The sequence below is a fragment of the Luteibacter sp. genome (assembly GCF_051958795.1).
Lineage (GTDB): Bacteria > Pseudomonadota > Gammaproteobacteria > Xanthomonadales > Rhodanobacteraceae > Luteibacter.
Genome location: NZ_JBQCFT010000123.1, coordinates 1 through 8,843 on the forward strand (window position 1 = coordinate 1; position 8,843 = coordinate 8,843).

Sequence of the window (8,843 nt, forward strand, 5' to 3'; positions counted from 1 at the left end):
GCACACGCTCCGGAGCCGCGTCACGGTACCGACGGGGGCGATCGCCTCGGCACTGGCCAGCGTGCACGTGGGTGGACGCCTCCAGCGCATCGGGGAGCATCCGCTCACGCTGGTGGATGTGGGGCACAACCCGCAGGCCGCCCGTGCGCTGGCCGACTGGCTCGATGCCCAGCCGCGCGCGGGTCGCGTGTTCGCCGTGTATGGCGCGCTGGCCGACAAGGATGTGGCTGGCGTGATCGAGGCGATCGGCCAGCGCGTCGATGACTGGTTCCTTGCCGGGCTTGACCGGGATACACCGCGCGGGTTGCCTGCCGACGCTATCGGCGCGGCGTTCGACCAGGTGTTGCCCGATGCGTCACGCACGGGTTATCCGGATGTCGCCTCCGCCTGGAGCGCGGCGCGCGAGGCCGCGGGCGCGGATGACACCGTGCTCCTGTTCGGCTCGTTCTTCGTCGCGAGCGCCGCCCTCACGACGCGCGTGTGAACGCCTGCACGGGGGAGGGCACCGGGCCATCCCCATTGCCGGTTATAATCGCCGCGATCCGCATTGCGCCGGCCGAATGGAGCTTTCCTTGAAAACACGCCTGCTGGGTGCCGCCGTCCTTATCGCGCTGCTCGTCCTGATCGTGCCGATGCTGTTCTCCAGCACGCCGCCCAAGGGCGATACCGACCAGACGGTCAGCCTCGAGATCCCGCCGGCGCCGGACCGCGAACTGCAGTCGCGCACGCTGGATGTATCGCCCAACGGCGCCGCTACACCGGCTGCCACGCCCACCCAGGCGCAGCAGGGTGCGCAGCAGCCCGCCCCGGCGCAGCCCGTGGCACAGCAGGCCCCTGCCGGCGCTCCGGCCGCGACGCCGGCCGCCGCGCGTCCGGCACCGCAGGCTGCGGTCACGGCCGGCAGCGGTAGCCGCCTTGCCTCGGTCGATATCGCGTCGCGCAAACCGGCGGATGCCCTGCCGGAAGATTTCGCCCCGCCGGCCGCCAAGCCGGCCAAGCCTGCCCTGGCGACGCCTGCACCGGCGGATAGCCCGGCGGCCGCCATGCCGGCCGGTACCGCTGCGCGTGGCAACTACACGATCAACCTGAGCGCCTACGCCGATCGCAGCAAGGCCGACGCCGTGGTCCAGAAGGTGCGTGCCCTCGGCTATCCGGTGAGCACGGCCAGCATGAACCAGGCCGGCAAGGCGCTGACCCGGGTCACCGCGGGTCCGTTTGACACCCGCGCCGCCGCGGAGGCCGCGCGCCTGAAGATCACCGCCGCCGTCCCGGGCGCCCCGGCGTCGCTTTCGTCGAAGCCCGAGGCCCAGGCCGCCGATGTCCCGGCCCCGCCGAAGCCGGCTGCCGCCCCGGCCGTGGCCCAGCAGCAGGCCCAGGCGGCCGCTGTCCCGGCCGCAGCGCCCCGCGCCGGGGGCTTCGCCGTCCAGGTCGCCGCCGTCAGCAGCGAAGCGGAGGCAAACCGCCTTCGCGACAAGCTGCGCGGCGCCGGCATCGCCGGCTACGTCGATAGCATCGCCTCCAGCAGCGGCGCGAAGCTCTGGCGCGTCCGCGCCGGCCCGCAGACGCAGCGCGACGATGCCGTACGCCTGAAAGACCAGATCAAGGCCAAGGTCGGCCTCGATGGCGTCGTGGTGTCGGCCCCGTAAGGGGCGGCACCGCGCGCAGGCCGGCAGATGGGGAGCAGCGCAGTGAACTGGGCCGATTACGTCATCCTGGCGGTGCTGTTCATCTCGGTCTTGATCGGCCTGGCGCGTGGCCTCATTTCCTAGGTGTTGTCGCTGGTGATCTGGGTCGCCGCCTTCTGGATCGCCTGGGCGATCGGCCCCCAGCTGGCGCATTACTTCGAAGGCTCGGTGTCGAACGCCACCGCCCGCGTGGGCATTGGCTACACGCTGGCCTTCGTCGCCGTGCTGGTGGTCGGCGGGCTGATCCGGTTCCTGATCTCGCGACTGGTGGCGAGCACGGGCCTGGGCGGCACGGATCGCCTTTTCGGCATGCTTTTCGGCCTGGTGCGTGGCGTGCTGATCGTCAGCCTGGTGGTGTTCGCCCTTGGCTTCACGCCTTTGCCGAACGACCCCTGGTGGCGGGAATCGACCATGCTCCAGCAGTTCCGCGCCCCGGCCACATGGATTGGCGAGCAGATCCCGGCGAACGTGCGTGAGTACATGCACCCACCGGAAGCGTTGAAAAACATGAAAATGCCGGACGTCCAGCTCCCCAGCAAGGACGCTCTCATGAAACTGCGCGACCTGCCGATCCCCGGGCAAACGCGCGACAATAACCAGGCTCACCCCGCTGCCGCTTCCACGGCGGCCTCTTCGTAGAAGGCAACACCATGTGCGGAATCATCGGCATCGTCGGTACCACGGAAGTGGCATCGGCCCTGTATGACGGCCTGACCGTCCTGCAACATCGCGGTCAGGATGCCGCCGGTATCGCCACCGTGGATGGTGCGCGCCTGCGCCTGCACAAGGGCAACGGCCTCGTGCGCGATGTCTTCAACTCGGCGGGCGTCGGCAAGCTGCGTGGTCGCATCGGCCTCGGTCACTGCCGTTACCCGACGGCAGGCTCCGAAGGTACCGAGGAAGCCCAGCCGTTCTACGTGAACTCGCCCTACGGCATCGCGTTCGCGCACAACGGCAACCTGGTCAACACCGAGCAGCTCCGCAAGGAGATGTTCGAGGATGACCGCCGCCACATCGATACCGATTCCGATTCCGAAGTGCTGCTGAACGTGCTCGCCCACGAGCTGCAGCTGGAAGACCGCGGCGACCTCACGCCAGAACACGTCTTCAAGGCCGTGTCGCGCGTGCACGCCCGCGCCCGTGGCGGCTACGCCTGCCTCGCGCTCGTGCTGGGCTACGGCCTCATCGCGTTCCGTGACCCCAACGGCATCCGCCCGCTGGTGCTCGGCGAGCGCGAAACCTCCGAGGGCCGCGAGTACGCGATCGCTTCCGAGTCGGTGGCCCTGGATGTGCTCGGCTTCAAGCGCACGCGCGATATCGCGCCGGGCGAAGCCGTGATCATCACCGAGGGTGGCCAGTTGTTCGCCCAGCGCTGCGCCGAGGGCGCGGTGCATTCGCCGTGCATCTTCGAATACGTCTACCTCGCGCGCCCGGACTCGATGATCGAGGACGTGTCGGTGTACAAGGCCCGCCTGCGCATGGGCGAAAAGCTCGCCGAGAAGATCCTGCGCGAGCGCGGCCCCAACCACGGCATCGACGCGGTCATTCCCATCCCGGATACCTCCCGTACCGCGGCGAGCTCGCTGGCGCAGGCACTGGGCGTGCCGATGCGCGAAGGCCTGGTCAAGAACCGCTATATCGGCCGCACCTTCATCATGCCGGGGCAGGGCGAGCGCGTGAAATCCGTGCGCCGCAAGCTCAATGCCATCGACCTCGAGTTCCGCAAGAAGAACGTGCTGCTCGTCGACGATTCGATCGTTCGTGGCACCACCTCGAAGCAGATCATCCAGATGGCCCGCGATGCGGGTGCGAAGAACGTGTACTTCGCATCGGCCGCGCCGCCGGTGCGCTTCCCCAATGTGTATGGCATCGACATGCCGGCCGCGTCCGAGCTGATCGCCGCCGGCCGCACGGTGGAAGAAGTCGAGAAGCTGCTCGGCGCCGACTGGCTGGTCTACCAGGATCTCGAGGACCTGGTCTGGGCCGTCAACGATGGCAACGAAGACCTGAAGAAGTTCGATACCTCGTGCTTCTCGGGCGAGTACGTGACTGGCGTGGATGCGGCGTTCCTGGAACAGCAGGAATCCCTGCGTTCGGATAACGCCAAGACCGAGCGTCGCACGGCCTGATCTACAGCGCGGCACGCCCGGCGTGCCGCGCGGCTCCCAGTGATGCAGGATCTCCACGCCGCCGCCCGCCGCTGCCTCGATGCCGCGGACCCCGCCGAGAAAGTCCGGCTGACGTTCGAGACGTTTGCCCGCCTGCGCAAGGGCGAGCTCGCGCCGGATCCGGCCTCTCCGGCGCCTGCGCCTATTCCGCTGCCGGGCCGCCCCGCGCGGCCGCGGCTCGTTTCAACGCGGGATCTCAAGCAGCGCGGCCTGGGTACGCCCGAGGGGCGCGTTGCGCTCGTGCACGCCATCGCCCATCTCGAATTCAACGCGATCGACCTGGCCTGGGATGCGGTGTACCGCTTCCGCGGCATGCCCGATGCGTACTACGCCGACTGGGCCGCATGCGCGAACGATGAAGCGCGGCATTTCATGATGCTGCAGGGCCGCCTGGGTGAGCTGGGCCATGCGTACGGCGATTTCGATGCGCACAACGGCTTGTGGGAAATGGCCGAGAAAACTGCGCACAGCGATACGGCGCGCATGGCGCTCGTGCCGCGCGTACTCGAGGCGCGCGGCCTGGACGTGACGCCGGGCATGATGGAGCGCCTGCGCCACCAGAAGGATGAGCGCACGGTGGCGATCCTGGAGGTCATCCTGCGCGAGGAAGTGGCGCACGTCGCCGCGGGGACGCGCTGGTTCCACTGGTGCTGCGCGCGGGATGGGATCGAGCCTGAAGCGACGTTCGCGCAGTTGCTGAACGACTACATGAACGGGTCGCTGCGCGGGCCGTTCAATCTCGAAGCGCGGCGCGAAGCCGGTTTCTCAGAATCCGAGCTGGCCTGGCTCGTCACTCTCTGACGTTACGGCGGGCTGCATCGCGCGCAACCGCGCTCCCACAACATCAGGGCGGCCCAAGCCAACGTCGTGGGTGCGCGTTTGCCCGCGATCCGCGCGGAGCGCGGCCCAGGGCTAGGGAAGCTTCAACCCACGCAGTTCGACAGACGCCGGCTCAATGCGCAACACCGAGCCGTGGTCGTACCAGTCGCCCAGCACGATGCGCTGCGCGGGTGCGCCGCCCAGCGTGAACTCGTGCACGGCGGGGCGATGGGTGTGTCCATGCACCAGCCGTGTCACCCGCGCATGGCGCATGGCATCTTCGACCGCGCCCTGGTTCACATCCATGATCGTCTCATCGATGCGCCCGGTGCGTGACTTGCTGTCGCTGCGCGCCTGTGCGGCGAACGCACGACGCGCCGCCAGCGGCATGGACAGGATCTGTTGCTTCCACGCATCGGTACGCACCTGCTTGCGCACGGCCTGGTATTCGACATCGTCGGTGCAGAGCACGTCGCCATGCATCAGCAGGGTGGGCACGCCTTCGATCTCGTGCACCGTGCCGTCTTCCAGCAGCGTCATGCCGGCGCGTTCCGCGAAGGCCTCGCCAAGCAGGAAATCGCGGTTGCCGACCATGAAATACACCGGCACACCCGCATCACGCAGGCCCTTCGTCGCCGCGGCGATCCGCGCAGGCAGTTGGGCGTCGTCATCGTCGCCGATCCAGGCCTCGACCAGGTCGCCCAGGATGTAGAAGGCGTTCGCGCCGCGAGCCTCGTCGGAGCCCAGGTACTGCTCGAAGAGGGTGGTGATCCCGGGGCGGGCGTCGTCGAGGTGGAGGTCGGCGATGAACAGCGTCGTCATGGCGTGGTCTTGGCCGCCGGCTTCTTTTCGGCCTTCTTCGCTGGCGCAGCGGCGGGTTTCGCGGCATCCGTTGCCGGCGCGGCCGCGGGCTTCGCCGGCGCGGCGGCCGCCGTGGACGCGGCAGCAGGCGCGGCCTTCTCCTCACCGACGACCTGCGCGGAGTTGATGATGACCAGGGGGTTGGGTACATCGCCCACGAACGGGCCCTGGGCCTTGGTCGGCACCTTGGCGATCTTGTCGATCGTATCCATGCCCTGCACGACCTTGCCGAACACGGCGAAACCCCAGGTCAGGCCGCTCTGGTTGCTGACGTAGTCCAGCCGGCGGTTGTCCACCAGGTTCACGAAGAACTGGGCGGTACCCGAATTGGCATCCGCGCCACGTGCCACGGCGACGGTGCCGCGCAGGTTGGACAGGCCGTTATCGGCCTCGCTGGGAATCGGTGCGCGCGTGCGGCGCTGGGTGAGGTCGCGGCTGTAAAGACCGCCCTGGACCATGTAGCCATCGACGACGCGGTGGAACACCGTGCCGTCGTAGAAGCCATCGCGCACGTACTGGAGGACGTTGGCGACGCTCTTGGGCGCCTTCTCCGGGAACAGTTCCAGCGTGAAATCGCCCTGCGAGGTGTGCATGACCACCCGTGGGTGGTCGACCATGCCGGGTGCTGGCGCGGGTGCCGCCGGCTTGGCCTGCTGCTGGGCCAGTGCGGCGGCGGGCAGGGCGAGGAGGAGGCTGGCGAGGACGGCTTTCAGCATGGGCGACCGGTTCGTGCGTTGGGACAACCCGACCATGATACCCCCTTGGTGGGGGCAGGCAGGCTTATTCAGTAACGATCTCGAGTTCCAGGCCCAGTTCAGCCAGCGGCTCGCGCTCCTGCTCCAGGTCGGCTTCGGTGAGCGGGTGCTGGTCGAGCCAGTCGGCGGGCAGCGTCAGGCGCAGGCGCTGGCGGGTGGCGTTCACGCGGATGCGGGGCAACGCCTCGGCGCGGCGCGCACGCCGGAACAGCACGGCCAGGCGGAGGATGGCGGTGATATGCCGGGCCAGCGGGCGGTAGCGCACCGGCAGTGCGGTGATCACCGATTTCTCGGGCTTGCGCCGGTGCGATTCGACGATGGCGGCCAGCAGCTGCTGCTCCTGCCGCGAAAAACCGGCCATGTCGGCGTGGCGCAGGATATAGGCGCCGTGCCGCTGGTGCTGGCTGTGCGCGATGGCCAGGCCAAGTTCATGCACGCGCGTGGCCCACGAAAGCCATTCGCGGCCATCGTCGTCCAGCTTCCAGACCTTGGCTAGCTGGTCGAAGATAGCGAGCGCAGTGGTTTCCACGCGGCGCGCCTGGGCGCGATCCACGCCATAACGCGCGGCGAGGGCATCGATGCTGGCCATGCGCGGGTCGGTACCCGCGGAACGGCCGATCAGGTCCCACAACACGCCTTCGCGCATGGAGCTTTCCGACACGCGAAGGCGCTCGATGCCCAGGGCCTCGAAGGCGGCCTCGAAAATCGCCACGCCGCCGGCGAATACTTCCGCGCGGTCCTCGGCGAGGCCCGGTAGCTTCAGCGGGGCGCCGGTCGCGCCCTGCTCGATGAGTGCTTCGCGCACGGCCGCGAGCGCATCTGGCGTGATGCCGTCATCGGAGAGCTTCATCGCCCGCACGACCGAGCCGATGGCCTTGGCCGTGCCGGACGAGCCGTAGGCATCGGCCCAGCCCGCCTCACGGTAATCCTCGGAAAACTGCTGCAGCAGCACGCCGATTTCACGCCGCGCCTTCTGCCAGCGCTTGCGGGTGATCTTGCCGCCGGGGAAGAAGCGCAGGGTGGAGGCGATGCAGCCGACCTGCACGCTTTCCGTCAGCAGCGGCGAGGTGCCGCGCCCGATGATGAACTCCGTGCTGCCGCCACCGATGTCGATCACCAGGCGGTGGTCGCGCGACGCCGGCAGGTCGTGCGCGGCGCCCAGGAAGATCAGGCGGCCTTCCTCACGGCCCGAGACGATCTCCACCGGGTGGCCGAGCGCGGCCTCCGCGGCGGAAAGAAACGCATGGGGCGACGCCAGGCGGCGCACGGTGTTGGTAGCGACGGCGCGGATGTGCAGCGCGGGGATGCCCGCCAGGCGCTGGCCGAAACGGGCCAGGCTGCCGAGCGCGGCGGCGCGGTGCGCCGCATCCAGCGTGCCATCGGGGCGCAGGCCGACGGCCATGCGCACGGAATCACGCAGGCGATCGATCACCCGCGGTTCGCCGTGTTCGTAGCGTGCGACCACCATGTGGAAGCTGTTGGAGCCGAGGTCGACGGCGGCGAGGAATTCGCCATCGTTGATCTGCGATTTACCTGATGTGGCCAAGGGAGATGTCCGCAGCGGCGTATTCGGTGAATTTTGTCACGCCTTCACCGCTTTGTGGAAATGGCGGCGCGCGATTTCGGCATGGCCGATAGCGCGAAGAGCAGGATGCACAGGAATCCGAATACCCAGTAATCCGTTGGCGCAGGGCCCCACCAGTGGCGGTGCCAGGGCACGTTCTCCGGGTTGAAGCGTGCAAGACCGAAGGCCGGGTTCAGGATGAACCACAGGCCATCCTCGGCCACCCAGAACAACATGACGCAGGCGATGATGCGCACCTGGGCACGCCAGCTCCAGAACCCGCGGAAGACCATGGGGAAATGGAAGAACAGCGCGATGAACGGAAACACCCATGCGTGGTAGCCCGTCATCGGCCGGCCGCCCCACAGCAGGTCGAGCAGCCAATGGTTCTCGATACGCCAGGTAGGCAGGCTGGTCGCCCAGCCATGGGGGCCTTCGATCTCGACCTCCACGTGGGCGAACAGGAAGGCGAGCAGGAAGGCGAAGGCGGCGGTTGCAAGAACGGCGGCGATGCGGCGGCGCGGCGAATGGCTCATCGCTGGCCCATCGAAGCGAGGACGATGTCGATCACATCGCGCGCGGCATGCGGACGCCCCATCGCGCGTGCCCGCGCGCGCATGCCGGCAAGGTGTGCAGGGTCATCGCGCAGGGACTGCACCCGCCACGCCAGCGCGACGCCGTCGATCGCTTTCCAGGCGGCGCCCTGTTCCATCAGGTAGTCCGCGTTGCGTTCTTCCTGGCCGGGAATCGGCGCGTTGACGATCATGGGCACGCCCATCGCGAGACACTCGGATGTGGTGAGGCCACCGGGCTTGGTGATCGCAAGGTCACAACACGCCATGAGCTGCTCAACGTGCCGCGTGTAGCCCTTGGGGAAGAGACGGCCGGCGTGCTTGCCGGAGGCGAGTGCCTGCAGGCGCGCAAGCATCTCCTTGTTACGTCCCGCCAGCACCACGAGCTGGAAGTCCCCGCCCGCGGAGAGCAGCGTATC

General features: G+C 68.4%; 10 protein-coding genes. 5 read left to right on the forward strand and 5 right to left on the reverse strand.

Going from position 1 to position 8,843, the window contains the following annotated elements:
* The 5 genes from ACTHLF_RS06780 to ACTHLF_RS06800 form a co-directional block, all read left to right on the forward strand.
* Positions 1-484, forward strand: a 484-nt coding sequence (locus ACTHLF_RS06780) for a glutamate ligase domain-containing protein (RefSeq protein WP_440325983.1), incomplete at its 5' end; no start/stop codon positions are given.
* 88 nt (positions 485-572) lie between these two features.
* A complete protein-coding gene (locus ACTHLF_RS06785; RefSeq protein WP_440325985.1) occupies positions 573-1,646 on the forward strand; it encodes an SPOR domain-containing protein in 1,074 nt (357 codons plus the stop codon).
* A gap of 135 nt (positions 1,647-1,781) precedes the next feature.
* Positions 1,782-2,324: a CvpA family protein gene (locus tag ACTHLF_RS06790; protein ID WP_440325987.1), complete on the forward strand. Its 543-nt coding sequence runs from the start codon at positions 1,782-1,784 to the stop codon at positions 2,322-2,324.
* An 11-nt stretch (positions 2,325-2,335) separates the two neighbouring features.
* Positions 2,336-3,814 carry an amidophosphoribosyltransferase gene (purF, locus tag ACTHLF_RS06795; RefSeq protein WP_440325988.1) on the forward strand — a complete coding sequence of 493 codons (1,479 nt, stop codon included), beginning with the start codon at positions 2,336-2,338 and terminating at the stop codon, positions 3,812-3,814.
* Positions 3,815-3,856: 42 nt separating this feature from the next.
* The gene (locus tag ACTHLF_RS06800) at positions 3,857-4,654 is read left to right on the forward strand and encodes a ferritin-like domain-containing protein (RefSeq protein WP_440325990.1); all 798 of its coding nucleotides are present in this window, start codon (positions 3,857-3,859) and stop codon (positions 4,652-4,654) included.
* Between the two features lie 111 nt (positions 4,655-4,765).
* On the opposite strand, the gene ACTHLF_RS06805 is transcribed toward ACTHLF_RS06800, so the two are convergent.
* From ACTHLF_RS06805 to ACTHLF_RS06825, 5 genes are all read right to left on the reverse strand, one after another.
* Complete coding sequence (locus tag ACTHLF_RS06805) at positions 4,766-5,494, reverse strand: UDP-2,3-diacylglucosamine diphosphatase (RefSeq protein WP_440325991.1); 729 nt, start codon at positions 5,492-5,494, stop codon at positions 4,766-4,768.
* Positions 5,491-6,249, reverse strand: coding sequence for a peptidylprolyl isomerase (locus tag ACTHLF_RS06810; protein WP_440325993.1), 759 nt, complete (start codon positions 6,247-6,249; stop codon positions 5,491-5,493). The genes ACTHLF_RS06805 and ACTHLF_RS06810 overlap by 4 nt, the downstream gene beginning before the upstream one ends.
* Before the next feature lie 64 nt (positions 6,250-6,313).
* The gene (locus ACTHLF_RS06815) at positions 6,314-7,834 is read right to left on the reverse strand and encodes a Ppx/GppA phosphatase family protein (protein ID WP_440325995.1); all 1,521 of its coding nucleotides are present in this window, start codon (positions 7,832-7,834) and stop codon (positions 6,314-6,316) included.
* Positions 7,835-7,878: 44 nt separating this feature from the next.
* The gene (locus tag ACTHLF_RS06820) at positions 7,879-8,388 is read right to left on the reverse strand and encodes a hypothetical protein (RefSeq protein WP_440325997.1); all 510 of its coding nucleotides are present in this window, start codon (positions 8,386-8,388) and stop codon (positions 7,879-7,881) included.
* Positions 8,385-8,843: glycosyltransferase (locus tag ACTHLF_RS06825; protein WP_440325998.1), on the reverse strand; the 459-nt coding region annotated here is incomplete at its 5' end. The genes ACTHLF_RS06820 and ACTHLF_RS06825, both read right to left, overlap by 4 nt.